The sequence below is a fragment of the Sphingobium sp. S6 genome (assembly GCF_905120495.1).
Lineage (GTDB): Bacteria > Pseudomonadota > Alphaproteobacteria > Sphingomonadales > Sphingomonadaceae > Sphingobium > Sphingobium agri.
In genome coordinates this window covers 270,378-294,241 of the sequence record NZ_CAJHOG010000002.1, presented here as the reverse complement: position 1 = coordinate 294,241, position 23,864 = coordinate 270,378, and the positions used below count along the sequence as shown (strand labels likewise).

The following is a 23,864-nucleotide window of genomic DNA, read 5'->3' as shown; positions in this document are numbered from 1 at the left end:
CATGTTGCGCCTCTCCGGCCTTAAGCTGCCCCTCGACCATCCGGCCGACGCGATGCCCGCCGCAATTTGTGCGCGGCTGGGGATAAAGGCATCGGACCTTTTGCGTCACATGATCGTGCGCCGGGGCAATGACGCCCGGCGCAAGAATGCGATCCAGCTGGTCTATACCGTCGATGTCACGCTCGCCGATGAGGCGGAGGTGCTTGAGCGGCTCGCCCATGATCATGACGTGCGCCGACGACCGGATACAGATTATCGTTTCGTCGCCCATGCGCCGCAAGGATGGTCGGGCAAGAGGCCGGTGGTGGTCGGTGCAGGCCCCTGCGGTCTCTTCGCCGGATTGATCCTGGCGCAGATGGGTTTCCGGCCCATCATCCTGGATCGCGGCAAGGTGGTGCGTGAGAGGACCAAGGATACCTGGGGTTTGTGGCGACGGGCCGAGCTGAACCCTGACAGCAACGTGCAATTCGGTGAAGGCGGCGCGGGCACCTTTTCTGACGGCAAACTCTACTGCCGGGTGAAGGACCCCCGGTTTCTCGGCCGCAAGGTGCTGGAAGAGTTTGTGGCGGCTGGCGCGCCTGAAGATATTCTGACTGAAGCGCATCCGCATATCGGGACATTTCGACTGGTCTCGATGGTCGAAAACATGCGCCGCCAGATTGAGGAGTTGGGCGGCGAGTATCGCTGGCAGCATAAGGTCGATGACCTGGAACTGGAGCGGCGATCCGACGGGACGCAGCGGCTGCGCGGGTTGCATCTATCCGACGGCAGCTTCATCGAGGCCGACCATGTTGTGCTTGCGGTAGGGCACAGCGCCCGTCCGACATTCGAAATGCTGCACCGACGCGGCGTGCATATCGAAGCGAAGCCATTTTCCATCGGTGTGCGGATCGAACATCCGCAAAGCTGGATTGATCGCGCGCGTTACGGCAATTGCGCGGGCCATCCGCTGTTGGGCGCGGCGGCCTATAGCCTGGCGCACCATTGCGAGAATGGCCGCACCGTCTACAGCTTTTGCATGTGCCCCGGCGGCCGCGTAGTTGCGGCAACATCCGAAGAAGGCCGGGTGGTCACCAATGGCATGAGCCAGTATAGCCGGGCCGAGTTCAATGCCAACTCCGGTTTAGTCGTCGGTATCGACCCCGCACGTGACTACCCCGGTAGTCCGCTGGCTGGTATCGATCTTCAGCGGCATTGGGAAAGCCAGGCGTTCATTGCAGGCGGCTCTTCCTACTGGGCGCCGGGACAGAAGGTGGGTGACTTCCTCGCGCGGCGGCCATCCACGGCGCTGGGGGAAGTTGTTCCTTCCTACAAGCCGGGCGTGAAGATGACGGACTTGTCATCCTGCCTCCCCGATTTCGTGACCGAGGCCTTTCGTGAGGCCTTGCCTATCTTTGGCCGACAGATCGCCAATTACGACCATCCCGACGCCGTTATGACAGGGGTGGAAACGCGCACTTCCTCCCCAATCCGAGTTACGCGGGGGAAAGATCTTCAAAGCTTGAACGTCGCCGGACTCTACCCTGCGGGTGAAGGCGCTGGCTATGCGGGTGGGATATTGTCCGCTGCGATTGATGGCATCAAGGTCGGCGAAGCCATCGGGTTGGCAATCACCAATTAAATGCGCCCTTCAAAGTGATTCGCCATAGCCTTGCCGTAGGGGAAATCGCGAAAATCCAACCCTTATGCTGGCTTAGGCGCAGGTTTTCGTATCCGGACATAGATGCAGCAGTTAAGTTCGAATATGACGCGAACGTGAAGGCCGTATGAAATAATCATAGGCCCATGACATCGCTGGCGTTAATTTATTACCCTACCGATCGGCTTTGCCATATAAGGCTGTTGCTGCTCTCGGCCGGTATGACGCTGCCGCAGTGGCTTTTCAGTAAAAATCGATAGATAAACAGAGGAGGCCTCTATGTATGCCAAGCCTGTGATGGCGGCGCTTTGCGTCTGCCTGGCTATGCCGATTGCCGCCGATGCGAAACAGGGTGGGCAACTCACCGTCGTTGCACCCGATAAGAGCGCGATAAGCTATGAAAAGTGGACGGACCGCACAGCGTCGAGATTGTCTCGAAGCATCCGTCAAGCAACATCTCTTTACCGGGATGCAGCATCGACAGGTTACTCCCGTGTCCAGTTTCGCCTTGGAGAACAAGGGCGACCGGAAAATATCTCTCTAACTGGCTCTTCCACATCGCGGAATGTCGATCGCATATCGATGCGGGCTATCCGCTCGATGGGATCGCTTTATCCTTTACCCCAGGAAGTGCGGCCAGGATCAAAGTTTGAAGCCTGGGTCATCGTCGCCAATGACGCGCGGGAAAGGGATACGATGCTGAACAGCCTGCGCACCGAACATTTGGCTGACGCTTCAGGCGAGCGTCCAATCCTTCTGGCAGCGCGTTGATTGAATAGGAGGTGGCGTCCAGAAGTGGCGGCGCTCCTGCAACACTTATCGGGTGATCCGTGAAACTTACCGGTGAGGGCGGCGTTCCCCTGCCATGCGCCGCCTTCACTTTGATCTTCACAATGGCACCGGCTTCACCAGCGACAAGGAGGGCCGTGAACTAGCTGATGAAGAGGATGCCCGTGATGTGGCTATAAGGAGTATCCGCTCCATCCTGAGCGAAGAAGTGCTAAAGGGCATGGTCGATCTTACCGGCTGGATCGATATAAGGAACGAAGCTGGTATAGAAATCGGGCGAGTGACCTTCAGCGAGGCCGTGTGTCTCCGGCTCGACCCAGGAGACCGCGATGATAGCGGCGCATCTCGCCAAACTTAGGTTCCGCCATCCGCTCTCCAGTGAGGAAGAGGCTGCGATCCGGGCCATCGTACCACCAGGCAAGAGAGTGGCGCGCAACAGCACCATCGTTCATGAAGGGGAGCTTTTGGAAGCCAGCACCTTGCTCCTTGAAGGTGTCATGTGCCGCTTCAAGGACCTCGCCGACGGCAAGCGGCAGATCACGCAAATCCATATCGCCGGCGATTTTGTCGACCTGCATGGCTTTACATTGAAGCGCCTTGAACATGATGTGATGACGCTGACGGACTGCGTCGTGGCCCTGGTGCCTCATGAGCATATCCGCCAACTGATCGAACAATGGCCGCGATTGGGTAGATTATATTGGTTCACCACCAATCTGGACGCCTCCATGAATCGCGAATGGGAACTGTCATTGGGACAAAGGTCCGCAGCTGGAAGGCTGGCGGCGCTGTTTTGCGAACTGCAGGTCCGGCTGCAAGTCGTGGGTCTTGAAAGTGCCTGCTTCAATCTCGGGATGAGCCAATCGCAACTCGCCGATAGCCTGGGTATGACGCCCGTTCATGTGAATCGCACGCTGCGTCTTTTGCGGGAGCAGCGGCTTTTGAACTATCAGCGGGGGGAAGCGCAGATTGTGGATCTTGAGGGCTTGAAGTCCCTCGCCGGCTTTGACGAACGCTATTTGTACCTTGATCCTGACCCGCTATGATCCTGAATGGTTCAGGAAGTAGTTGATTTCACGCCAGATAAGGTGTGGACTTATGTGATGACGACATGTCGGATGTGAGGGCAGATGTCAGGGACGCAAGAGCGCCAACAGCATGCTGGCACGGTAAAACCCCCTATCCCGGCGGATGAGGCTGACCGGCTGCAAGCGCTGGAGCATTATCGGCTGGGGGGCATCGGCCGGGAACAGCCCTTCGATCATATCACCCAGTTCGCCGCCGACCTGTTCGACGCGCCCATGTCGCTGGTGTCGATCGTGGGATCTGACGCGCAATGTTTTCGCGGCGCATGCGGGATTGATGAAACCCATACGCCGCGTGACGTTGCCTTCTGCGCCTTCGCGATCTTGCAGCCTGAGGTGATGGTAGTCCCGGATGCCGCGAAGGACCCCAGGTTTCGCAGCAATCCGTTAGTAACCGGCGCGCCGCACATCCGCTTCTATGCGGGTGCGCCGTTGCGGGTCGCCAACGGCCAGCCGATCGGGACGCTCTGCATCATCGATCACGAGCCCCGCGATTTTGGAGAAAGGGAACAACAGCAGCTTGCGCAACTTGCGCGGACGGTGGTCGATCTCATCGAGTTCAGGGTGGAGGGTTTTGCGGCGGAGGAGCATCGGCGTAAGCTCGACGACGAACGCCAGTTGCTCAAGCTGACGGTGGAAAATGTCAGCGGTGGCGTCGCGGTGGTCGATCGCGATTTACGCTTGATGCTTTGGAATCAGGCTTTCGTCGATCTCTTCGATTATGCTCCCGATAATGTCACGGGCGGCAGGGATGCGCGCGAGCTCATCCGGCTCACGGCGCAGCGTGGCGAATTGGGCCCCGGCGATCCGGATCAGATCGTTGCGGGCTTTGTGGACTCCATTCGTACAAACGATAGTCGGCGTCTGGAAATTCAGCGCCGGAACGGTCGTATTCTCGACATAAGGCGGGAATCAATCCGCGGCGGGCGCTTCATCATGACCGCACGGGATGTAACCCAGGAACGGCAGATCAGCCGATTGAAGGACGAACTGGTCTCGACCGTCAGTCATGAACTGCGCACGCCATTGACGGCTATCTCCGGGGCCTTGGGATTGATGGCGGGCGGGGCTGCGGGAGAGCTGCCTGACCGGGCCAAGCAACTGGTGGCGATCGGCAGCAAGAACGCCGAACGGTTGATCCATCTGGTCAACGACCTGCTGGACATGGACAAGCTTCAATCAGGCAAACTGGTTTTCCATTTCGAGGGGCGGGAACTGGGCCTGCTGCTGACGGAAGCGATTGAGCAGATCGAACCCTATGCGGAGCGTTTCGGCGTCAGGCTCGCTTTCGAAAGGCCAACTGACGCCGTGGTGGCGAAGGTTGACAGCAACCGTCTGTGCCAAGTCATGACCAATCTCTTGTCGAACGCCTGCAAATTCTCGCCCTCCGGCGGCACGGTCCGCGTTTCGCTGCAGCGTGCGGGCGATAGTGCGCACATCAGCGTGGCTGATGAAGGGCCGGGTATTTCGCCGGAGTTCCGGGCCAGACTGTTCAAGCGTTTTGAACAGGAGGACGGCGCCCATCAACAAGGTCATGCAGGCACCGGCCTGGGTCTGGCGATCAGCAAGGCCATAGTAGAGGCGCATGGCGGCAGTATCACGCTCGACCCGGAGACGGAAAAGGGCGCGACCTTCCGTGTAGAACTGCCCGCCGTCACCGCGAGCTGAAGGAGAGGCCGGGTTGATCCGCATCCTGTATGTCGATGACGAAGCTGACTTGCGGGAAATAGCCGTCATGTCGCTTGAACTGGACCCGGAAATTCAGGTGCGCACGGCGGCGTCTGGCGCTGAGGCATTGGAACAGGCGAAGCAATGGCAGCCTGCGCTCATCCTTCTTGACGTGATGATGCCGGGCATGGATGGCCCCGCGACCTTGGCGAGGTTGAGGGCCGATCCGGACACCAGCGAAATTCCCGCCGCTTTCATAACGGCGAAGACGCATCCGCGGCATGTGACGGACTTGAAGGCGCTTGGTGCGCGTGCGGTGTTGGCCAAGCCGTTCGATCCGATGAGTCTTGCTGCGAATGTGCGGACATTGCTTCAGCCATGAGCGGCATGGAACGGCAGATGCAGGAGATGCGGCAGCGTTTTCAGCAGCGGGCAGCGTCCGATCGCGCGGCGATCGAGGCGGCGTTGGCGGCGGGCGATTGCCCCCGGCTTCTGCAGCTCGCGCATGGGTTGGCGGGGGTTGCCGGGATATTTGGTTATGGAGAGATCAGCAGCAGTGCGTCCGCGCTGGAAGAAGCGCTGGATGCAGATGCTGAAGATGAGAAGGTCAGGCTGTTAGCGCAGGTGTTGATCGGGGCCCTGGACCGCGCCTGACGGGGAAGTGGCTGGACGCTCACGAAAAGGGCGGCATCCGAAGATGCCGCCCCTTGTTCCAGCTGAGCTGGATCGGTGCCCCGCGCGAGGCGGAGCGATCCGATTACTTGAGTTCGACAGTCGCGCCGGCTTCTTCCAGCTGCTTCTTGAGCTTTTCGGCTTCTTCCTTGCCGACGCCTTCCTTGACAGCCTTCGGCGCGCCTTCCACCAGCGCCTTGGCTTCGGTCAGGCCCAGGCCGGTGATGGCGCGGACTTCCTTGATGACGTTGATCTTCTTGCCACCGTCGCCGGTGAGAACGACGTCGAATTCGTCCTTGGCTTCTTCAGCAGGCGCGCCACCAGCGGCGCCACCGGCGGGAGCAGCAACTGCAACAGCAGCAGCAGCCGAAACGCCCCACTTTTCTTCCAGGGCCTTCGAAAGCTCAGCGGCTTCGAGAACGGTCAGGGCCGACAGCTGATCGACCAGAGCATTGATATCTGCCATGTTAATTTCCCTTCTGGGCGGGGGATGAACCCCGCAAAATCAAGAGTTGAAAACGTGTATTGACGGTCGAGACGACGGCGATCAGGCCGCGTCCTTCTCCGCATAGGCGTTGAAGACCCGCGCGAGCTGAGCCGCCGGCGCCTGGGTGACGGTTGCGAGCTTGGTAGCCGGTGCGACCAGAAGGCCGACCAGCTTCGCACGCAGTTCATCCAGCGACGGCATCGAGGCGAGCGCTTTCACGCCCTCCGCGTTCAGCAGCACTTCGCCCATCGCGCCGCCAACGATCTCAAGCCGATCGTTGGTCTTGGCGAATTCGACTGCAACCTTGGCGGCAGCAACCGGATCGGCCGAGGAGGCGAGGCCGACAGGGCCGGTCAGCAGGTCGCTGATGCCGGTATAGTCGGTGCCTTCAAGGGCGATCTTGGCGAGGCGATTCTTCGTAACCTTGTAGGTGCCACCGGCTTCGCGCATCTTCTGACGCAATTGGGTCGACTGAGCGACCGTCATGCCGAGGTTGCGGGTCACGACGACCACGCCAACTTCTGCCAGATGTGCGTTCAGCGCGGAAACGACCTCAGCTTTCTGATTACGATCCATGCCATTCTCCACTTCATGTCCACTGGCGAACCAGCGAACGGCTAAAACCCGCGACGAATCGCGGGGCACTAAAGTCCGAAGGGGAGAGATCGACTGGCCCGCATCCTCATGGGAGAACAGGCAGACCCGGACAGGCAAAGCCAGCCGGTAAAGAACTTTTCCCCGTCTAGGCTGGAGATTAAGAAGGGCAAATTCCCTTCACCAACTGTCTCGGACGGAAGACTCCCGAAGGAGCCTGCTGCGCGGGCCTCTACAAAATAGGACGCCTTGTGTCACGCAGATTCTGGCGCAGGCCGGGCAAATGGCGGAAAACCGCCGTTTCTGCACCGAAGTTCACACCATATGCGCGCGCGTGCGCGGGCGCGCGTAGGCGTCGGGGGAAGCGGTTCGACGTTTTCAAAGACGGGTGGGGGATAGGCAGATCGGGGCTGTGTAGGACAGCGGGAATGGGAAGGTTTTGGAGGGAAATAGGATGGTTTTTTCGGAGATCGTGGTTTTCGGGATACAGGTTCCGATTTGCGCGAGCATGCTCTGAAGATCGAGGTTGCGCTGGCCCACCCCCCGGCCCCCTCCCGCTTGCGGGAGGGGGAGGTCACGCCGCTTATACGCGGTCCGCCTGCACCACTATGTCGAGGGCCCGGAGTGCCGAGAGGATGCGGTTCAGGTGCTGGGCGTCGTTGACTTCCAGGTCGATGATGTCGGTGTGGAACGGCCCTTCGCGGTTTACCAGTTGAAGGTTCAGGATGTTCGCCTTCGTCGCGCCGAACACGTTGGCGACGGCGGCGAGGGCGCCGGGCTGGTTCTTTACGATGACCTGCAGGCGCGCGGTGCCGCCCTTGGACCTGCTGTCCCAGCTGAGATCAACCCAATCGTCATCCTGCCCGGCTTCGAGCGAACGGCAGTCGATGGTGTGCACTTCGATCGGCTCGCCCGTGCGCCGAACGCCGACGATGCGATCGCCGGGGACGGGGTGGCAGCAATCGCCCAGATTATAGGCGATGCCGGGCGTGAGGCCACGGATCGAGACGGGGGCGTGCTGGCGCGGGTGGGCTTCTTCGACGCCTTCGACGCTGGTGGAGCCGGGGACGAGCGCCTCCATCACCTCTGAGTCCAGCAAGCGGTGCGTGGCGATGGCGACCATCAAAGAGGCACGGTCCTCCAGCTTCAAGCGCTTCAACGCAGCCTTCAGCGCCTTGTCGCCCAGTTCGCTGGCCAGTTCGGGGGAGAAGCGGCCGATGATTTCCTCATAGAGCTTCTCACCCAGCGCCACTTCCTCGCCACGCTGCTTTTGGCGAATGTAGCGGCGAATGGCGGCGCGCGCCTTGCCGGTGATGGCGAAGGTCAGCCAGCCCGGTTGCGGTTCCTGCCCCTCGGATTTGAGGATTTCGACCTGGTCGCCATTTTCAAGGCTGGTGCGCAGCGGGACCACGCGGCCGTTGACCTTCGCACCCACCGTCTGGTTGCCGAGGGAGGTGTGCACCGCGTAGGCGAAATCGACCGGGGTGGAACCCTTGGGCAGCTGGTGCAGCTCGCCCTTGGGAGAGAAGGCGAAGATCCGATCCTGGTACATCGCCATGCGGGTATGTTCGAGCAGTTCGTCCGCATCTTGGCTCTGTTCCAGAATTTCGACGAGGTCGCGCAGCCATGCCGCATGATGATCGGCCGCGTCGCCCTTCTGCTTGTACGCCCAGTGCGCCGCGAGGCCGAGTTCGGCGTCATTGTGCATGTCGCGGCTGCGAATCTGCACCTCTATGCGCGCATTGTCCTGGTGGATGACGGTGGTGTGCAGCGACCGGTAGCCGTTGCGCTTGGGCGTGGAGATGTAATCCTTGAACCGGCCGGGGACCATTTTGTAGGTCTGGTGGATGAAGCCGAGCGCCCGGTAGCAGTCTTCGGTCGTATCGGTGATGACGCGGAACGCCATGACGTCGGTCAGCTGTTCGAAGCTGATGTGCCGTTCCTGCATCTTCTTCCAGATGGAATAGGGGTGCTTTTCGCGGCCGGACACGGTGACGGACAGGTTTTTCCCACCTAGCAGCAGTTGCAGTTCCGCGCCGATGCGGTCGACCTTCCCATGGCCGCCTTCCTTTAGCTGGTCGAGGCGCTTGGTGATGCTGTCATAGGCTTCCGGTTCCAGTTCGCGGAAAGCGAGCAGCTGCATCTCGCGCATGAAATCATACATGCCGATCCGCTCGGCCAGCGGCGCGTAGATATCCATCGTTTCGCGGGCGATGCGGCGGCGCTTCTGCTCATTCTTGATGAAATGCAGCGTGCGCATATTGTGCAGCCGGTCGGCGAGCTTGACCAGCAACACACGGATGTCGTCCGACATGGCGAGCAGGAACTTGCGGAGATTTTCCGCCGCCCGCTCATTTTCCGACATCGCCTCGATCTTCGACAGCTTCGTGACGCCGTCGACCATCCTGGCGACATCTTTGCCGAAGGCGCTCTCGATCTCGTCATAGGTGACGAGCGTATCCTCGATCGTATCGTGCAGCAGCGCCGTCACGATCGTCTGATCGTCCAGGCTGAAGTCGGTCAGGATGCCGGCGACTTCAATAGGATGGCTGAAATAGGGGTCCCCGCTGGCGCGCTTCTGGGACCCGTGTTTCTGGACGGAAAAGACATAGGCGCGGTTGATCATCGCTTCGTCCGCATCCGGATCGTAGCGCTTCACCCGCTCAACAAGTTCATATTGACGCAGCATCGTATTGCCGATTGTCCGGGAAGCATCTTGCTGTGCAACAAAAAAATCCCATCTTGGGGCAAATGGCTGCACTTTTGCATGGGCCGTGGCTTTGAGCTATCTAGGCGGACGATGAAGCATAATCTGGCGCAGGATCTGGAACAGTGCGCGCTGCCGAGCGCACTGGAGGCGATGGGTGAGCGCTGGTCGTTTCTCATCCTCCGCGGCGCCTTATCGGGCATCCGGCATTTCGAAGATTTCCAGTCATCGCTTGGCATAGCCCGCAACATCCTGGCGAACAGGCTTTCGCGCCTGGTTGAAAACGGGATCATGTTGCGCCAGCCGATGCAGTGCGATCGGCGGAAAATCGAATATCGGCTGACCGAGAAAGGGCAGGAGCTGGCCCCCGTCATGATCGCGCTGCGCCAATGGGGCGAGAAATGGGGATGCGGTCCGCTGTCCTGCCAGGTGCTGGCCGACAAGCGGGACGGCCAACCGATCCGCCGGGTGACCATACAGGCGCATGACGGCCGCCCGCTTGAGTTGAGGGACCTTGTCTGGCTTTGCCCTGACGAAGTCACGCCGATGGATCAGGAAGCTGCTACCGCGGCGTGATGCGGGTGGCTTCACCCTGGGCCTGAATTCGCCTAGGCTGGCGGCGATGTCTGTCCAACGTATTCAGCCTCAGCCCTTTTTCGCTGACAAGAACCGCGCCTTCTGGAATCTGCAATCGGTCGGGTGGGCCGGGGCCTTCCTGCTGCGTGGGTCGTCTACCATCGCGAATGGGCAGCCGCTTTCCAGCCTGATCCCGGTGATGATATCGACGGTGTCCGGCTATTCGGTAACGCTGCTCATCGCGGTCATCTTCCGCTTTTTGCAAAGGCAGCGGCCGATCATCACCTGGGGCGCTTCGATCGTGACGGTGGTGCTGGCCGCCGGTCTGGTCGCCTTCATCGACGCATGGGTATTTTCGACCCAGAACCGAGGGAGCGATACGGCTGGCGTGCAGCTGTTCCTGGGCGCTTTCTATCTCAGCATCACATTGCTGGGCGCCTGGTCGGCGCTGTATTACGCCATCAATTTCTATCTGCAGGTGGAGGAGCAGGCGGACCAGCTGCTGCTTCTGGAAAATCAGGCGTCGAGCGCGCAACTGGCAATGCTTCGCTACCAGCTCAATCCCCATTTCCTGTTCAATACGCTGAACAGCATTTCGACCCTTGTGCTGCTCAAGCAGACCGATCGGGCCAACGCGATGCTGTCGCGCCTGTCGTCCTTCCTGCGTTACACGCTGATCAACGAGCCGACCGCGCAGGTGACGATCGAGCAGGAGGTGGAGACGCTCAAACTCTATCTCGAAATCGAGAAGATGCGGTTCGAGGACCGGTTGCGGCCGGTCTTCAACATCGACCCGGCGGTGGCGCAATCGCGATTGCCGTCGCTGCTGCTGCAGCCGCTGGTCGAAAATGCCATCAAATATGCCGTCACACCCAAGGAAGAGGGGGCAGAAATCGCCATCACGGCGCAGCCTGCCGGTGAAAACGTCCGGATCGTCGTGTCCGATACGGGTCCGGGATTGAACGAAGGGTTCACGCGGCCGAACACTCCCATGAGCGAAGGGACAGGCGTTGGCCTGGCGAATATCCGCGACCGCCTGATCCAGGCGTTCGGGGAACGACAGAGCTTTGAAACGCGTTCCACGCCAGGCGGCTTTTCGGTCCATATCGAAATGCCGCTTAATCTGGATGAACCATCGAAAGTGGCCGCATGACCATTAGAACAATCCTCGTCGATGACGAAAGCCTGGCTATCCAAGGCCTCAAGCTCCGTCTGGAAGCGCATGAGGATGTCGAAATCGTAGAAACCTGCTCGAATGGCCGTGAAGCCATCCGCGCTATCAAGACGCATAAACCCGACCTTGTGTTCCTCGACATTCAGATGCCCGGATTTGACGGCTTTTCCGTTGTCCAGGGCCTGATGGAAGTCGAACCGCCGCTGTTCATCTTCTGCACCGCCTATAGCGATCATGCGATTCGGGCTTTCGAGGCGCAGGCCGTCGATTATCTGATGAAGCCGGTCGATGAAGGCCGCCTGGCCGACGCGCTCGACCGGGTCCGCCAGCGCCTTTCCGAAAAGAAGCAGGTGCAGGAAGCGGAGAAGCTGCGCGAAGTGCTGGCGGAGGTCGCGCCCGATGCGATGAACGAATTCAACGCCGATGAAGAGGCACCCTCGTCGAACCGTTTCGAAAAGCTCATCAACATCAAGGACCGGGGGCAGATCTTCCGCGTCGATGTGGATTCGATCGAGCGGATCGATGCCGCGGGCGACTATATGTGCATCTATACGGCGGATAATTCCCTCATCCTGCGCGAGACGATGAAGGATCTCGAAAAGCGGCTCGACCCGCGCAATTTCCAGCGGGTGCACCGGTCGACCATCGTTAACTTAAGCCAAGTGCGGCAGGTGAAGCCGCACACCAATGGCGAATGCTTCCTGGTGCTGGAATCAGGCGCTCAGGTGAAGGTCAGCCGGTCCTACAGGGACGTGGTGGCCCGCTTCGTTCATTGAGGCGAGGCTAACGGAATACCCAATGACGATTGAGGCCGAACACCACGGCTGGCGTTACGAACAGCATGGCCGGGATGGGCGACCATTCCGGCCATTGCATATGGGTGACGCACAGGAAGACCCAGAGAGCGTTGAGCGCATAGCTCAGCAGTGACACGGCCACGAATTTGGCGCCGCGTGCGGCGTGGTTTCCATCGCTGCCCTGATCGCGGAAGGTGAAGAGGCTGTGCGTGACATAGCCGATCATCACCGCCGCGACATAGCCCGTGACATTGGCAAGCTGCGGGTGCCACCCCGCGAGGGCGGCGAGCGTCCAGTAGATCACCGCCTGGCAGGCTGTGATGAAGAGGCCGCTCAGCCCATAGCGCACGATCTGCCAGAACAGGGCCTGCCGCTCTGGCGTCAGGCGTGACAGCAATTTCATGAAGGCCCCGTTGCGATTTGATGCGAACGCTCTAATCCACCGGCCATGAACTTGCAAAGCGGCTTCACCGTGCGGGAAAGAACCCGGCGCGCCTTGGTCTGGATATCTGCCTGGGCGCAGGTGCACTGGAAATGGCTGACCTTCCTGATGTGGGTCGCGGCCGTCAGCTGGCTGCTCTATTCGCGCTGGCCAGCCATCCACTGGCTGACGCTCAACGATACCGATGACAATATGCGATACCTGCAGGTCAGGGACTGGCTGGCGGGACAGGGCTGGTATGATCTGAGGCAATATCGTCTGGACCCGCCCGCCGGGTTCAACATCCACTGGTCCAGGCTGGTCGATCTGCCCCTCGCGGCGTTGATGCTGCTGTTCCGGGCGTTTCTGGAGCAGGGGCTGGCCGACCGGCTTGTCTGCGCCATCGCACCGACGCTTCCGTTGTTGCCGCTCATGCTGGGACTGGGCTTCATCGCTCGTCGCCTGGCGGGAGGCAATGGCTGGATATTGGCGGTGCTGGCGCCGTTCGCAGCGCAGATGGGCATAGCCATGTTCCTGCCGATGCGGGTCGATCACCATGGCTGGCAACTGGCGCTGACGGTGCTGATGCTGGCGGGGCTTGTCGATCGCAACTGGCTGCGCGGCGGCGTCGTCGCGGGCGTGAGCAGCGCGCTGTCCATCACGATCGGCATGGAGATGATCGTCTATCTGGCGGCAGGCGGCGCGCTGATCGCGCTACGCTGGGTGTTCAAGGAAGGCGCGGCGAGGCGGATGCTGCCTTATGCGCTCAGCCTTGCCGGTTCGATTTCGGTGCTGTTCCTGCTCTTCGCCAGCTACGCGAACCGGCAGATGGTGTGTGACGCTATCTCGCCCATTTGGGTGGCGATATTCGGAGCCGTGGGCGCGGGGATGACGCTGCTGGCGGTGCTGCCGCTTCGAAGCTGGCAGGCGAGATTGGGCGCTGGCGTGGTGGTTGGCGCGGCCGTCGCCGCCTTTGCATGGCTCAACTGGCCGCAGTGCCTGACGGGCGCCTATCAGATTTCGCCGGAGCTGGAGCGGCTGTGGCTCGCCAATATTAGGGAGGCGAAGCCGATCACGGTTCAGGCGCGCAGCCTGATCGTGCCGCTCATGGCCATTCCGGTTGCGGGATTGTTCGGCCTGATCTGGGCGCTGTGGGAGTCGCGGCGTGATAGCGACCGGCTATGGGCCTGGGCCACCGTCGGGCTGATGATGTTGTTTTCAACCGCCCTGCTTTTCTGGCAGTTGCGGGCGGGGCCTGCCGCGCAGCTGCTCGCCATTCCGGCGGCGGCATGGGCGGCGCATCGTGTTCTTCAGATCATATTTTCCGGCAGGCCCGTTGCCCGCGCGTTCGGCATCGCCGGAGCCGCGCTGCTGGGCGTAGCCGCGTTCGCGACGCCGCTTTACCCGCAGATCAATCAATTATGGGCGGGCGTGACCGGCGAAAAGCCTAAGGTCCAGCGTCCGGCGGCGAAGAGCCGATTGCAGTCGATCAACAAGGCCAATGGGCGTTGCCGGTCGCTGCCAGCGCTGGAGGTGCTGAACCAGCTTCCGGCCGCCACCATATTCACTATGGTCGATCTGGGGCCGCGCCTGATCGCCACGACGCATCACAGCGCCGTTGCAGGGCCCTATCACCGGAACGGAGCAGTGATCCTGGACCTGCATCATGCCTTCGATGGCACCGCAGAGGCATTCCGGCCGATCGCTGCGCGGCATCATGCCACCTATCTGCTGATCTGTCCTGGGTTTCCGGAAGGAACAGTCTACCAGTCCCGCAGCCCGCGCGGCTTCTATGCGGGGTTGATACGCGGCGAGGTTCCCGGTTGGCTCAAACCCGTGACGCTCAAGAGCGGCTTTGCCTTGCCCTACACCCTTTATCGCATCGATTACTCAACGGCGGGCAGCGAAAAAGTCGCGCAGCAGCGTTGACGCCTCCGCTTCCCCGAGCCCGCCATAAACTTCGGGGCGGTGGAGGCATTGGGGTTGGGTGAAAAGCCTTGGGCCCTGTTCGATCGCGCCGCCTTTGGGGTCTGCAGCGCCATAATAGAGGCGGGCGATGCGCGCGTGGGATATCGCCCCCGCGCACATCGGGCAGGGTTCGAGCGTTACCCAAAGGTCGCAGCCGGTTAGGCGGAAATCGCCCAGCCGCTCCGCCGCGGCGCGCAGGGCAACTATTTCGGCATGGGCCGTGGGATCACGGTCGCGGCGGTTGCGGTTTTCCCCTTCGCCAAGGATATGCCCGTCGAGCGTGACGACCGCGCCGATCGGCACTTCGCCCGCCAACTCCGCAGCGCGCGCCAGTTCAAGCGCGCGGCGCATCGTTACGGGAAGGGGGAAGGGCGGTGCCATCGGCACGTCCTTACAGCATCCTCGTCCGTTCGAGAAATGGTCAGGGCTTCTTTACGTCCACTGTCGGCACCTCGACCGTTTCATTGCGCGTGCCCACTTCGACCTTGGCAACATCGGCCTGGAATTTGGGGAGCTGACCGCCCTCGACGGCGATCCTGGGCAGGCTGCCTTCCTGGGTCTTTTGCAGATCGACAAAGCCGGTCGCGATGCCGGCGGCCAGCACCAGCAGAACAATCAGCAACAAGCCACCAATGAGTCGCATTGCGCCCTCCTTTCGTCTATCGGCTGCAAACGTCCGAGTGGCGGAAAGGGTTGCGCAAGCGGTCCGATCTCACCGGCTTGGCGGGTTGACGGCCATCCGGAATCCCGCTACTGGCGCCGCTTTCCGAACGAACATGAACTACAAGGTTGATTGACTATGTCGCGCATTTGCGAGCTGACCGGCAAGGGCCGCCAGGTGGGTCACAATGTTTCCCACGCCAATAACAAGACCAAGCGCGTGTTCCTGCCCAACCTGCAGAATGTGTCGCTGATTTCCGAAACGCTGGAAACCACTGTCAAGCTGCGCGTGTCGACCCATGGTCTGCGTTCGGTCGAACATAATGGCGGCCTGGACAACTGGCTGCTGAAGACCAGCGATGAAAAGCTGTCGCTGAAGGCGCGCCGCCTGAAGCGCGACATCGTCAAGAAGCAGGCTGCCGCAGCCGCCTGATTCGGTTCGATTCGTTTCGGCTTTAAGAAGCGGCCTGGCAACGGGCCGCTTTTTTGCGTCCACAAGGAATGAGCGAGGTGTCGTTCGGTTTTAGGACGTCGTATTTCAGTCGGCATAGTCTCGAAAGGCGTTCGCCCTGCGCTTGTCGAAGGGTTCTACTGTTCTCCAGAAAGAAAAAGCCCCTTCGACGGGCTCAAGGCAGGCTTCGACAAGCTCAGCCCGAACGGGTGTAGCGGGCGGAGCAAAGCTACGCTTACTGCTCACGAAGAGCCGGGCGCTCCACGCAGGGCGAATTTCAGGAGCAAGGTGCGCTGGAAGAATTCGTGATTATCGTCTGACGCGATCCAGACGATCGTTTGTCCGTCCTCCCGCGTTACTGCCAGCCCTTCAAAATTGTCCGCCAACAGCGGCGGCGCGAGCCGGGCCAGGGTGCGAGCGATCAGCCGGTCGCCCGGCTTTGGGCGGTTGGGCAGCTCGATCAGGGCGAGCGTCGCCGTGAACAGGTCGCGCAATGTGACGCGGCGGTTCAAAACCAGAATGTGACGATCATCGAGAGCGACGGCATCCGTGGGGCGATAGCCGCGCGGGGCGACGTAGCGGAGGCGTGTGGGCCGTGGGGTGCTCTCTTCGGCGGGGTCGGCAGCAAAAAGCAGGCTGTCATGGCTGCCATCCGCCATCATCCCCATTTCCGCGATCACAAGGAAGCGGCCGTCCGGAAGACGCGCCATGGATTCGATCGACCCTGTTTCGGGCCACGCTTCGATTTCAGGCCAGGTGCGGCACGCCTCCACCCGCGAAAATCCCGGCGCATAGCGGCATATGCGCTGGAGCATCTCGAAGCCGACCCAATATCTGTTGGTGACAGCGTCGTGGGCGATCGCCTCTGAATCCCACGCCCACCAAGGCTGGTCCTTATCCTGCGGGCGGACAGGCAGCGGCGCGATGAAAGAATGTCTGTTTTTGGGATTGGGCGTGAGAGCGAAACCCATGAGCGTGCCGGAATCGCTGAGCGCCAGCACCTGATCCTGTTCGTCGACCAGGAGGGAGGATATGCCGCCGAAGCCATGATGCGGGCTGCTCAGCTGCCAGCCTCCCAGATAGTCGAGCGCCCCTGCGCTCCTGTCCGCGGGATCTGCCGAGTTCAGGGACAGGGGACGGACCGTGACGAGCAGCGGGCCCGCTTCTAGCAGTTCAGGCTTGTTCTTGTGGGGCGCTGGCAAAAGCAGGATCGCGAGCAACAGGACGATCAGGATACGGCGCATCGCTTCGCCATAGGCAATCCATCGCACTCCACCAACGGCTGATTGCTCCCTTTGGCGACAGCCGAGCGCTTTTGGTGTAAGGTCGCCGGTCGGAACCGAGGCTTGGTGAGCCCGCATCACGGTGGAGGCGGATATTTTTTCTGAACGGCGGCTGACACGCCCATTCAGGCTCGGCTCAATGCGAATCGGTCAAAAGGGGTGCAATCGAAGGTGCGGCGTCAAAGGCTCACCGGGTCGAGAGCAAGATTATTGAGGAGCACGCCATGAAGACCAAGTTTCTGATCAATATGGGGGCGGCGCTGGCAATGGGCGCTGCTTCCTTCGCCGTCACTGCAGCGCCTGCGCAGGCGCGGGATGGCTGGGGCCGTTACGAGCGCGGCGACTATTATCGTGGTGATCGGGGATATCGCGGCTACCGTGGCGATTATTATCGCGGTGACTCTTATCGCGGCTATCGGGGTGATCGCTACTACCGCAACAATTATTATCGGGGCTATCGTGGCGGTCACCGCTGCCGGGACAATGGCACGGGCGGCACGATCATAGGTGCGATCGCCGGTGGCCTGCTGGGTAATGAGATCGGCAAGGGCAGTGGCCGCTATGGCCGCCGCGGCGATGGCACCACCGGTGCGATCGTGGGTGCGGGCGTAGGTGCGCTGGCTGGCCGGGCTATCGATCGCGACTGCTGATCAGCCACTTACCGTTGAACAAGGAGGGCCGCCCTGAAAAGGGCGGCCCTTTTCATGTCGTGTAGGCCGCACAAAAGAAAAGGGCCGCTCCGTTGCCGGGCGGCCCTGTTTCCGAAAATCCCGAGGAGGGAAATTACATCGCGTTCGAAGCAGCGTTTTCAGCAGTGTTGCTGACGTTCGAAGCAGCATTGGCAGCGTTCGAAGCAGCGTTTTCGGCAGCGTTCATGGCGTTGTCAGCAGCATTCGAAGCGTTCTCAGCAGCGTTGGCCGAAGCGTTGGCGGCGTTTTCTTCGCCCTTCGAGCAAGCGGCGAGGCCGAGCGATGCGGCGAGAACGAGCGAAAGAGCAATCGACTTGGACATGGGCAAACCCCTCTCAGAGATAAAAACGGTGCAGACCACTCTCGGAGAAAAGTTCACCCCCCTTTGCGCCTGCGGGGCCGATTCGTAATGCGTTGAACGACTCAAGGCAATCCCCATCGTGCGACTCGCGCATTTGCGGGGGTTGAACCGGCGATCGGCCCCGATCTTGCGTACGGCCATTGACGCATATAAAGATTTCTTTATATGGTGGTGTCATGAGCGCCGCACTCGACATCTTTCGCGCCCTAGGCGACCCGACGCGGCTGCGCATCATCTATCTGTTGCGCGCGATGGAACTTGCTGTGGGCGAGATCGCCCAAGTTGTGGGCCAAAGCCAGCCGCGCGTCTCCCGCCATGTCCGCATTCTCGCTGAAGCGGGCTTGGTCGAGCGGCGCAAGGAAGGCAATTGGGTGTTTCTGCGATTGGTGAGGGGCGAGGCGATAGCGCCATTCCTGGCGCTGTTCGATCAGCTGATACCGTCGGAAAGCGAGGAGCTATGGCAAAAGGCCGACCTTGCCCGGCTGGCAGCTGTCCGCGCCGACAGGTCACGCGCGGCGGAAAGCTATTTTGCTGAACATGCCGAGGAATGGGACGCGATCCGATCGCTTCACGTGCCGGATGTGGATGTCGAAGCTGTGATGACGGCGTTGCTCGGACCCGAGACGATCGGCCATCTGCTGGACATCGGCACGGGCACCGGCCGGATGATAGAGCTGTTCGGGCGTTCGGCCGATCAGGTGACGGCGCTGGATCGCAGCCCCGACATGCTGCGGCTGGCACGGGCCAAGCTGCCGGAAGATGCAGCCGATAAATATGCGCTGGTTCTGGGCGACTTCACGGCCTTGCCTTTGGAGCCGGGCAGCGTGGACACGGTGGTCCTGCACCAGGTTCTGCACTATGCGCAGGCGCCGGAAGCGGTGATCGCGGAGGCCGCGCGCGTCACGACGGGCGGCGGGCGTGTGCTGATCGCCGATTTCGCGGCGCATGAACGGGAAGAGCTTCGGCTGCGCGACCAGCATGCGCGGCTTGGCTTTTCCGATGAGCAGATCGAAAGCTGGTTCGCGGACGCGGGCCTGGAACTGGAACGGGTGGAAGTGCTGCCCAGCCAGGAATTAACGGTAGTATTATGGCTGGGCCGCCGCCGGGGCGCGCGCATCCTGCCCATCGAAGGACGACTTTGCCTATGACCCTAAGCATCCCCTCCAGCGAAGAGGCCGCACGGGCTTGGCAAGCGCCGCTCTATGCGGATCTGGCAGGCGATCTGAATGTAAGCTTCGAATTCTTCCCGCCCAAGACGGAGAAGATGGAAGAGCAGCTTTGGTCGGCGATCGAGACGCTGACGCCGCTGGCGCCCAAGTTCGTCTCCGTGACCTATGGAGCGGGCGGCTCGACGCGGGAGCGGACGCATAACACGGTGGCGCGGATCGCGAAGGAAACGCCGCTGTCGGCCGCTGCGCATCTCACCTGCGTGGCGGCGAGCAAGGCCGAGATCGACGAGGTGGCCGACGCCTATTGGGACGCGGGCGTTCGGCATATCGTCGCGCTGCGTGGCGACCCGCCGGAAGCGGGCACGAAGTTCATGCCTCATCCGCAAGGATATCAGGGCGCGGCCGAGCTGGTCGAAGGCCTGCGCAAGCGCCATCCGTTCGAGATTTCGGTCGCGGCCTATCCCGAAACGCACCCCGATGCGGCGTGCGCGCAGAGCGACGTCGATAATCTGAAGCGCAAGCTGGATGCGGGTGCTACCCGGGCGATCACGCAATTCTTCTTCGAACCGGAAACCTTCTTCCGGTTCCGCGACACTGCTTCAGCGGCTGGGATTACGGCAGACATCATTCCGGGCATCATGCCGGTGAGCAACTTCGCCGCGGTTCAGCGCATGTCGGCCATGTGTAATACCGATGTGCCGGGCTGGATGGGCAAGCTGTTCGAGGGACTGGACGATCTGCCCGCCGCGCGGCAGCTGGTGTCGGCGACGCTGGCGGCGGAACTTTGCCGCAAACTCTATGCTGGCGGAGTGCGCGACTTTCATTTCTATACGCTCAACCGGGCGGAGCTGAGCTATGCGATATGTCATCTGCTTGGTTTGCGGCCTGCGAACACGGAGAAGACGGCATGACCGCCGAGGAACGCTTTCGCACCGTTGCCGCTGAAAAGATCATGATTTTCGACGGTGGCTATGGCACGTCGATCCAGAAGCATGGACTGACCGAGGCGGATTATCGCGGATCGCTCGATCTGGCGAAGGATCAGAAGGGGAATAACGACCTTCTGTGCCTGACGCGGCCGGATATCGTCGAGGGCATTCACACCGCCTATCTGGACGCCGGTGCGGACATGATCGAGACGAACACCTTCTCGTCCACCAAGATCGCCATGGCCGATTATGGAGCTGAGCATCTGGTGCGGGAAATCAACATCGCGGCTGCCCAGATTGCGCGCAAGGCATGTGAAGCGGCGACCGCGAAAGACGGCCGTCCGCGCTTCGTGGCTGGGTCGATCGGGCCGACGAACAAAACGCTGTCGATTTCGCCCGACGTGAACGATCCGGCTTTCCGCGAGGTCGATTATGATACGCTGAAGGCTGACTATCGCGAGCAGTGCGATGCGCTGATCGAGGGCGGGGTGGACTTCCTGCTGGTCGAGACTTGCTTCGACACGCTGAACGCCAAGGCGGCGGGCATGGCTGCGCGCGAGGCCGAGGCGGCGGCGGGGCGGCCCGTGCCGCTGATGCTGAGCTTCACCATTACCGATATGTCGGGGCGGAACCTGTCCGGGCATACGATCAACGCCTTCTGGTATTCGCTGCGGCATCTGAAGCCGCTGACCATTGGGGTGAATTGCGCGTTCGGCGCGGATTTGCTGCGGCCCTATCTCTCCGAGCTGGCGAAGAATGCCGATACTCTGATCCTGGCTTATCCCAATGCCGGGCTGCCGAACGAGTTGGGCCAATATGATGAGTTGCCCGAGACGACGGCGACCCTGATCCGCCAGTGGGTGGATGAGGGCCTAGTTAATATGGTCGGCGGCTGCTGCGGCACGACCCCTGCGCATATAGGTGCGGTGGCAAAGGCGCTGGCGGGGCATAAGCCGCGGATCGTGCCGGAATTGCCGGTGGTTACGCGGCTTGCCGGACTGGAGCCCATGCACATCGCTGCGTAAATTGTTCCCCCTCCCGCAGGCGGGAGGGGGCCAGGGGGTGGGCCGGTCGAGGCGTCATCCCGAGAAAGCCCACCCCCGGCCCCTCCCGCTCGCGGGAGGGGGGAAGAGAATGACATGACCCAATCGACCGCCACTTTCGTCAACATCGGTGAGCGTACCAACGTCACCGGATCGGCCAAGTTCAAGAAACTGATCATGGCGGGCGACTATGCCGCCGCCATCGACATTGCCCGTGACCAGGTTGAGAATGGCGCGCAGATCGTCGACGTCAATATGGACGAGGGGTTGCTAGACGCCGTGGAGGCGATGACGACCTTCCTGAAGCTCATGACGTCCGAGCCGGACATCAGCCGGGTGCCGGTGATGATCGACAGCTCCAAATGGGAGGTGATCGAGGCCGGGCTGAAATGCGTTTCGGGCAAGCCGATCGTCAACTCGATCAGCATGAAGGAGGGTGAGGAAGCATTCCTCGACCACGCCCGCAAATGCATGGCCTATGGCGCGGCCGTGGTGGTGATGGCCTTCGACGAAACCGGTCAGGCGGACACCAAGGACCGCAAGGTCGAAATTTGCGAGCGCGCGTACAAGCTGCTGATGACCATCGGCTTTCCGCCCGAGGACATCATCTTCGATCCCAATATCTTCGCGGTGGCGACGGGCATCGAAGAGCACAATAATTACGGCGTCGATTTCATCGAGGCGTGCCGCGAGATCAAGGCACGCTGCCCGCATGTCCATATTTCAGGCGGGTTGTCGAACTTCAGCTTCTCCTTCCGTGGCAACGAGCCGGTGCGGCGGGCGATGCACTCGGTTTTCCTCTACCATGCCATCCCGGCGGGGCTGGACATGGCGATCGTCAATGCCGGGCAGCTGGACGTCTATGACGCCATCGACCCGGCGCTGCGCAAGGCGTGCGAGGATGTGCTGCTGAACAGCGATCCGGAAGCGGGCGACCGGCTGGTCGAACTGGCCGAAAGCTTCAAGGGCAAGGATGCCGCGTCCGAAAAGGCGGCCGAGGAATGGCGCGGCTGGCCCGTCGCCAAGCGGCTGGAACATGCACTGGTCAAGGGCATCGACAGCTGGGTGGTCGAGGATACGGAAGAAGCGCGCCTGGCCGCCGAAAAGCCGATCCATGTCATTGAAGGCCCGCTGATGGACGGCATGAACGTGGTCGGCGACCTGTTCGGCGCGGGCAAGATGTTCCTGCCCCAGGTGGTGAAATCGGCGCGCGTCATGAAGAAGGCGGTGGCACACCTCCTGCCCTTCATCGAGGCGGCCAAGGAGCCCGGCGCGAAGGGCAAGGGCAAGATCATCATGGCGACCGTCAAGGGCGACGTGCATGATATCGGCAAGAACATCGTCGGCGTCGTGCTTCAGTGCAACGGCTTTGAAGTGATCGACATGGGCGTGATGGTGCCGTGGCAGGACATCATCAAGGCAGCGAACGAGAATGACGCGGACATGATAGGCCTGTCCGGCCTCATCACCCCGTCGCTCGACGAGATGGTCACGGTGGCGGCGGAAATGCAGCGCGCCAACATGACGATGCCGCTGTTGATCGGAGGCGCAACCACTTCACGCGTGCATACCGCGCTGCGCATCGACCCAGCCTTTACTGGTCCGGTCGTGCATGTATTGGACGCCAGCCGCGCGGTCGGCGTCGCGACGGCTCTTGTGTCCGAGACGCAGAAGACCGACTTCGTCCAGAAGACAAAGGATGATTATGCCCATGTCCGCGCCGCGCGCGAGGGCAAGGGGCAGAGCCAGTTGCTCTCGATCGAGGACGCGCGCGCCAACGCGTTCGAGATGGATGAGGCGCTGAAGGCTCCCCGCCCGCTGCTGCCGGGTATTCATAGTTTCCCCGACTGGGATTTGAAGGACCTCATCAACTATATCGACTGGACGCCTTTCTTCCGGGCCTGGGAACTGGCGGGCAACTATCCGGCGATCCTGCAGGATGAGGTGGTTGGCGAAAGCGCGACGAGCCTCTTCAACGACGCGCAGAAGATGCTGGACCGGATCGTCAGCGAAAAGTGGCTGACGGCGCGCGGCGTGGCCGGGCTATGGCCCTGCCGCCGCGAAGGCGATGACATCATCGTCCATGTCGAAGACGAAAAGCATGTCCGCCTGCCCATGTTGCGGCAGCAGATCGCCAAGCGTGAAGGGCGGGCGAATATGTGCCTAGCCGACTTCATCAGCCCCAATGGCGACTGGATGGGCGGTTTTGCTGTCTCGATCCATGGTATCGAGCCGCATCTTGCGCGCTTCAAGGCGGCGATCGATGATTATTCGGACATCCTTTTGAAAGCCTTGGCCGATCGTCTGGCCGAAGCCTTTGCCGAGCGGCTGCATCATTATGTTCGGACGGCACTGTGGGGCTATGCCGAAGGCGAGCAGCTGACCAACGAGGCGCTTATCCGCGAGCGATATCGCGGTATCCGCCCGGCTCCCGGCTACCCGGCCTGTCCGGAGCATAGCCTCAAGCCGTTGCTGTTTGACATGCTCGACGCCCATCATGCGACGGGCGTGACGCTGACGGAGAGCTTCGCGATGCTGCCGACAGCGGCGGTCAGCGGCTTTTATTTCGGACATGCGCAGGCGGAATATTTCGGCGTGGCGCGGGTTGGGCGCGATCAGTTGGAGGATTATGCAGGGCGGCGCGGGATCGATGTGGAGACCGCCGAGCGCTGGCTGCGGCCCAATCTGGATTGAGGAATGAC

At 61.3% G+C, this 23,864-nt stretch carries 25 protein-coding genes; 17 read left to right on the top strand and 8 right to left on the bottom strand.

What is annotated here, in order from left to right; genetic code table 11:
• Position 1: 1 nt before the first annotated feature.
• From SPHS8_RS08565 to SPHS8_RS08535, 7 genes are all read left to right on the top strand, one after another.
• On the top strand, positions 2 to 1,621 hold the full coding sequence (locus SPHS8_RS08565; protein ID WP_201515121.1) for an NAD(P)/FAD-dependent oxidoreductase: 1,620 nt from the start codon (positions 2 to 4) through the stop codon (positions 1,619 to 1,621).
• A 297-nt stretch (positions 1,622 to 1,918) separates the two neighbouring features.
• The gene (locus SPHS8_RS08560; protein WP_201515120.1) at positions 1,919 to 2,410 is read left to right on the top strand and encodes an energy transducer TonB family protein; all 492 of its coding nucleotides are present in this window, start codon (positions 1,919 to 1,921) and stop codon (positions 2,408 to 2,410) included.
• A 94-nt stretch (positions 2,411 to 2,504) separates the two neighbouring features.
• Positions 2,505 to 2,786, top strand: coding sequence for a DUF6894 family protein (locus tag SPHS8_RS08555; protein ID WP_201515118.1), 282 nt, complete (start codon positions 2,505 to 2,507; stop codon positions 2,784 to 2,786).
• Positions 2,758 to 3,474: a Crp/Fnr family transcriptional regulator gene (locus SPHS8_RS08550; RefSeq protein ID WP_201515116.1), complete on the top strand. Its 717-nt coding sequence runs from the start codon at positions 2,758 to 2,760 to the stop codon at positions 3,472 to 3,474. The genes SPHS8_RS08555 and SPHS8_RS08550 overlap by 29 nt, the downstream gene beginning before the upstream one ends.
• An 84-nt stretch (positions 3,475 to 3,558) precedes the next feature.
• A complete protein-coding gene (locus tag SPHS8_RS08545) occupies positions 3,559 to 5,181 on the top strand; it encodes a GAF domain-containing sensor histidine kinase (RefSeq protein WP_201515114.1) in 1,623 nt (540 codons plus the stop codon).
• A gap of 13 nt (positions 5,182 to 5,194) precedes the next feature.
• Positions 5,195 to 5,563 carry a response regulator gene (locus SPHS8_RS08540; RefSeq protein WP_236575043.1) on the top strand — a complete coding sequence of 123 codons (369 nt, stop codon included), beginning with the start codon at positions 5,195 to 5,197 and terminating at the stop codon, positions 5,561 to 5,563.
• Positions 5,560 to 5,835, top strand: a complete 276-nt coding sequence (locus SPHS8_RS08535) for an Hpt domain-containing protein (protein ID WP_097090837.1) — start codon at positions 5,560 to 5,562, stop codon at positions 5,833 to 5,835. The genes SPHS8_RS08540 and SPHS8_RS08535 overlap by 4 nt, the downstream gene beginning before the upstream one ends.
• A gap of 103 nt (positions 5,836 to 5,938) precedes the next feature.
• On the opposite strand, the gene rplL is transcribed toward SPHS8_RS08535, so the two are convergent.
• The 3 genes from rplL to SPHS8_RS08520 all read right to left on the bottom strand — a co-directional run bounded on the left by rplL (position 5,939) and on the right by SPHS8_RS08520 (position 9,623).
• Positions 5,939 to 6,319 carry a 50S ribosomal protein L7/L12 gene (rplL, locus tag SPHS8_RS08530; RefSeq protein ID WP_097090838.1) on the bottom strand — a complete coding sequence of 127 codons (381 nt, stop codon included), beginning with the start codon at positions 6,317 to 6,319 and terminating at the stop codon, positions 5,939 to 5,941.
• Between the two features lie 81 nt (positions 6,320 to 6,400).
• The gene (gene rplJ / locus SPHS8_RS08525) at positions 6,401 to 6,916 is read right to left on the bottom strand and encodes a 50S ribosomal protein L10 (protein WP_201515112.1); all 516 of its coding nucleotides are present in this window, start codon (positions 6,914 to 6,916) and stop codon (positions 6,401 to 6,403) included.
• Positions 6,917 to 7,517: 601 nt separating this feature from the next.
• Entirely contained in the window at positions 7,518 to 9,623 is a 2,106-nt protein-coding gene (locus tag SPHS8_RS08520; protein WP_201515110.1) for a RelA/SpoT family protein, read from the bottom strand.
• Between the two features lie 111 nt (positions 9,624 to 9,734).
• Here SPHS8_RS08520 and SPHS8_RS08515 point away from each other — a divergent pair, with 111 nt between their 5' ends.
• From SPHS8_RS08515 to SPHS8_RS08505, 3 genes are read left to right on the top strand one after another with little or no spacing between them, the layout of a single operon-like run.
• Entirely contained in the window at positions 9,735 to 10,217 is a 483-nt protein-coding gene (locus tag SPHS8_RS08515; RefSeq protein ID WP_097090841.1) for a winged helix-turn-helix transcriptional regulator, read from the top strand.
• Positions 10,218 to 10,263: 46 nt separating this feature from the next.
• Positions 10,264 to 11,370: a sensor histidine kinase gene (locus tag SPHS8_RS08510; RefSeq protein WP_097090842.1), complete on the top strand. Its 1,107-nt coding sequence runs from the start codon at positions 10,264 to 10,266 to the stop codon at positions 11,368 to 11,370.
• The gene (locus SPHS8_RS08505) at positions 11,367 to 12,167 is read left to right on the top strand and encodes a LytR/AlgR family response regulator transcription factor (protein WP_097090843.1); all 801 of its coding nucleotides are present in this window, start codon (positions 11,367 to 11,369) and stop codon (positions 12,165 to 12,167) included. The genes SPHS8_RS08510 and SPHS8_RS08505 overlap by 4 nt, the downstream gene beginning before the upstream one ends.
• 7 nt (positions 12,168 to 12,174) lie before the next feature.
• Here SPHS8_RS08505 and SPHS8_RS08500 read toward each other — a convergent pair whose 3' ends face one another.
• Positions 12,175 to 12,591 (bottom strand): GtrA family protein, encoded by a 417-nt coding sequence (locus tag SPHS8_RS08500; RefSeq protein WP_201515108.1) that lies wholly within the window; start codon positions 12,589 to 12,591, stop codon positions 12,175 to 12,177.
• A gap of 45 nt (positions 12,592 to 12,636) precedes the next feature.
• Between SPHS8_RS08500 and SPHS8_RS08495 the strand changes: the two genes are divergently transcribed.
• Complete coding sequence (locus tag SPHS8_RS08495) at positions 12,637 to 14,538, top strand: hypothetical protein (protein WP_201515107.1); 1,902 nt, start codon at positions 12,637 to 12,639, stop codon at positions 14,536 to 14,538.
• Here the strand turns inward: SPHS8_RS08495 and SPHS8_RS08490 are convergent.
• Positions 14,500 to 14,958 carry a nucleoside deaminase gene (locus SPHS8_RS08490; protein ID WP_097090846.1) on the bottom strand — a complete coding sequence of 153 codons (459 nt, stop codon included), beginning with the start codon at positions 14,956 to 14,958 and terminating at the stop codon, positions 14,500 to 14,502. The genes SPHS8_RS08495 and SPHS8_RS08490 overlap by 39 nt on opposite strands.
• 40 nt (positions 14,959 to 14,998) lie before the next feature.
• Positions 14,999 to 15,220: a hypothetical protein gene (locus tag SPHS8_RS08485; protein ID WP_097090847.1), complete on the bottom strand. Its 222-nt coding sequence runs from the start codon at positions 15,218 to 15,220 to the stop codon at positions 14,999 to 15,001.
• 156 nt (positions 15,221 to 15,376) lie between these two features.
• Here SPHS8_RS08485 and rpmB point away from each other — a divergent pair, with 156 nt between their 5' ends.
• The gene (gene rpmB / locus SPHS8_RS08480; RefSeq protein ID WP_097090848.1) at positions 15,377 to 15,670 is read left to right on the top strand and encodes a 50S ribosomal protein L28; all 294 of its coding nucleotides are present in this window, start codon (positions 15,377 to 15,379) and stop codon (positions 15,668 to 15,670) included.
• Positions 15,671 to 15,930: 260 nt separating this feature from the next.
• On the opposite strand, the gene SPHS8_RS08475 is transcribed toward rpmB, so the two are convergent.
• Positions 15,931 to 16,932 carry an esterase-like activity of phytase family protein gene (locus SPHS8_RS08475; protein WP_201515105.1) on the bottom strand — a complete coding sequence of 334 codons (1,002 nt, stop codon included), beginning with the start codon at positions 16,930 to 16,932 and terminating at the stop codon, positions 15,931 to 15,933.
• 263 nt (positions 16,933 to 17,195) lie between these two features.
• Here SPHS8_RS08475 and SPHS8_RS08470 point away from each other — a divergent pair, with 263 nt between their 5' ends.
• The gene (locus SPHS8_RS08470) at positions 17,196 to 17,621 is read left to right on the top strand and encodes a glycine zipper 2TM domain-containing protein (protein WP_201515103.1); all 426 of its coding nucleotides are present in this window, start codon (positions 17,196 to 17,198) and stop codon (positions 17,619 to 17,621) included.
• Between the two features lie 133 nt (positions 17,622 to 17,754).
• Here SPHS8_RS08470 and SPHS8_RS20625 read toward each other — a convergent pair whose 3' ends face one another.
• The gene (locus tag SPHS8_RS20625) at positions 17,755 to 17,982 is read right to left on the bottom strand and encodes a circumsporozoite protein (RefSeq protein WP_097090850.1); all 228 of its coding nucleotides are present in this window, start codon (positions 17,980 to 17,982) and stop codon (positions 17,755 to 17,757) included.
• A gap of 215 nt (positions 17,983 to 18,197) precedes the next feature.
• On the opposite strand from SPHS8_RS20625, the gene SPHS8_RS08460 reads away from it, so the two are divergent.
• The 4 genes from SPHS8_RS08460 (at position 18,198) to metH (ending at position 23,856) form a co-directional block, all read left to right on the top strand.
• The gene (locus SPHS8_RS08460; protein WP_201515101.1) at positions 18,198 to 19,169 is read left to right on the top strand and encodes an ArsR/SmtB family transcription factor; all 972 of its coding nucleotides are present in this window, start codon (positions 18,198 to 18,200) and stop codon (positions 19,167 to 19,169) included.
• Positions 19,166 to 20,101: a methylenetetrahydrofolate reductase gene (gene metF, locus SPHS8_RS08455; RefSeq protein WP_201515099.1), complete on the top strand. Its 936-nt coding sequence runs from the start codon at positions 19,166 to 19,168 to the stop codon at positions 20,099 to 20,101. The genes SPHS8_RS08460 and metF overlap by 4 nt, the downstream gene beginning before the upstream one ends.
• Positions 20,098 to 21,144: a homocysteine S-methyltransferase family protein gene (locus SPHS8_RS08450; RefSeq protein WP_201515098.1), complete on the top strand. Its 1,047-nt coding sequence runs from the start codon at positions 20,098 to 20,100 to the stop codon at positions 21,142 to 21,144. The genes metF and SPHS8_RS08450 overlap by 4 nt, the downstream gene beginning before the upstream one ends.
• Positions 21,145 to 21,258: 114 nt before the next feature.
• Complete coding sequence (gene metH, locus SPHS8_RS08445) at positions 21,259 to 23,856, top strand: methionine synthase (protein ID WP_201515096.1); 2,598 nt, start codon at positions 21,259 to 21,261, stop codon at positions 23,854 to 23,856.
• The last annotated feature ends 8 nt before the right edge of the window (positions 23,857 to 23,864 follow it).

Coding starts and splice junctions, on each gene's coding strand:
- SPHS8_RS08565 (WP_201515121.1), top strand. CDS start 2: ATGTTGCGCCTCTCCGGCCTTAAGCTGCCCCTCGACCATCCGGCCGAC.
- SPHS8_RS08560 (WP_201515120.1), top strand. CDS start 1,919: ATGTATGCCAAGCCTGTGATGGCGGCGCTTTGCGTCTGCCTGGCTATG.
- SPHS8_RS08555 (WP_201515118.1), top strand. CDS start 2,505: ATGCGCCGCCTTCACTTTGATCTTCACAATGGCACCGGCTTCACCAGC.
- SPHS8_RS08550 (WP_201515116.1), top strand. CDS start 2,758: ATGATAGCGGCGCATCTCGCCAAACTTAGGTTCCGCCATCCGCTCTCC.
- SPHS8_RS08545 (WP_201515114.1), top strand. CDS start 3,559: ATGTCAGGGACGCAAGAGCGCCAACAGCATGCTGGCACGGTAAAACCC.
- SPHS8_RS08535 (WP_097090837.1), top strand. CDS start 5,560: ATGAGCGGCATGGAACGGCAGATGCAGGAGATGCGGCAGCGTTTTCAG.
- rplL (WP_097090838.1), bottom strand. CDS start 6,319: ATGGCAGATATCAATGCTCTGGTCGATCAGCTGTCGGCCCTGACCGTT.
- rplJ (WP_201515112.1), bottom strand. CDS start 6,916: ATGGATCGTAATCAGAAAGCTGAGGTCGTTTCCGCGCTGAACGCACAT.
- SPHS8_RS08520 (WP_201515110.1), bottom strand. CDS start 9,623: ATGCTGCGTCAATATGAACTTGTTGAGCGGGTGAAGCGCTACGATCCG.
- SPHS8_RS08515 (WP_097090841.1), top strand. CDS start 9,735: ATGAAGCATAATCTGGCGCAGGATCTGGAACAGTGCGCGCTGCCGAGC.
- SPHS8_RS08510 (WP_097090842.1), top strand. CDS start 10,264: ATGTCTGTCCAACGTATTCAGCCTCAGCCCTTTTTCGCTGACAAGAAC.
- SPHS8_RS08505 (WP_097090843.1), top strand. CDS start 11,367: ATGACCATTAGAACAATCCTCGTCGATGACGAAAGCCTGGCTATCCAA.
- SPHS8_RS08500 (WP_201515108.1), bottom strand. CDS start 12,591: ATGAAATTGCTGTCACGCCTGACGCCAGAGCGGCAGGCCCTGTTCTGG.
- SPHS8_RS08495 (WP_201515107.1), top strand. CDS start 12,637: ATGAACTTGCAAAGCGGCTTCACCGTGCGGGAAAGAACCCGGCGCGCC.
- SPHS8_RS08490 (WP_097090846.1), bottom strand. CDS start 14,958: ATGGCACCGCCCTTCCCCCTTCCCGTAACGATGCGCCGCGCGCTTGAA.
- SPHS8_RS08485 (WP_097090847.1), bottom strand. CDS start 15,220: ATGCGACTCATTGGTGGCTTGTTGCTGATTGTTCTGCTGGTGCTGGCC.
- rpmB (WP_097090848.1), top strand. CDS start 15,377: ATGTCGCGCATTTGCGAGCTGACCGGCAAGGGCCGCCAGGTGGGTCAC.
- SPHS8_RS08475 (WP_201515105.1), bottom strand. CDS start 16,932: ATGCGCCGTATCCTGATCGTCCTGTTGCTCGCGATCCTGCTTTTGCCA.
- SPHS8_RS08470 (WP_201515103.1), top strand. CDS start 17,196: ATGAAGACCAAGTTTCTGATCAATATGGGGGCGGCGCTGGCAATGGGC.
- SPHS8_RS20625 (WP_097090850.1), bottom strand. CDS start 17,982: ATGTCCAAGTCGATTGCTCTTTCGCTCGTTCTCGCCGCATCGCTCGGC.
- SPHS8_RS08460 (WP_201515101.1), top strand. CDS start 18,198: ATGAGCGCCGCACTCGACATCTTTCGCGCCCTAGGCGACCCGACGCGG.
- metF (WP_201515099.1), top strand. CDS start 19,166: ATGACCCTAAGCATCCCCTCCAGCGAAGAGGCCGCACGGGCTTGGCAA.
- SPHS8_RS08450 (WP_201515098.1), top strand. CDS start 20,098: ATGACCGCCGAGGAACGCTTTCGCACCGTTGCCGCTGAAAAGATCATG.
- metH (WP_201515096.1), top strand. CDS start 21,259: ATGACCCAATCGACCGCCACTTTCGTCAACATCGGTGAGCGTACCAAC.